Source organism: Weissella minor, assembly GCF_001437425.1.
Lineage (GTDB): Bacteria > Bacillota > Bacilli > Lactobacillales > Lactobacillaceae > Weissella > Weissella minor.
Genome location: NZ_JQCD01000015.1, coordinates 1 through 352, shown reverse-complemented (window position 1 = coordinate 352; position 352 = coordinate 1). Strand labels below are relative to the sequence as shown.

Annotated in this window: 1 pseudogene; it reads right to left on the bottom strand. The window is 27.0% G+C overall.

Annotated features, from left to right (window positions below):
- Nucleotides 1-134: 134 nt before the first annotated feature.
- A pseudogene (locus tag IV67_RS09345) lies at nt 135-352 on the bottom strand (hypothetical protein); the annotation flags it as partial.

Below are 352 nucleotides of genomic sequence, written 5' to 3'. Positions count from 1 at the left end.
AAAAAAGAGCAACCAACTTAATGATTACTCTTTAATGTTTTGACAACCATTTTATTAGACAATAAACAATTAAAAAACCAATAATTATTGAAATGCCAAATGCTATTATCCAAGTTGCCATAATGCGTTATCTCCTATTCCTTAATTTTTCTAATTTCATCTCGGTATCTTGCTTCGCTGATTTTATTTAAATCATTAATTTTTATTCTTATCAGGTCAATTGGATCAAATGATTGACCTGTAAAATCTTGTTTTAATAATGAAACAATTACTGCTATGAAAGCTATAAATGTATATGTATCTTCATCGCCTTTTTTATTTTCAGATTGGTTCTGTTCTGAATTATCTTGAG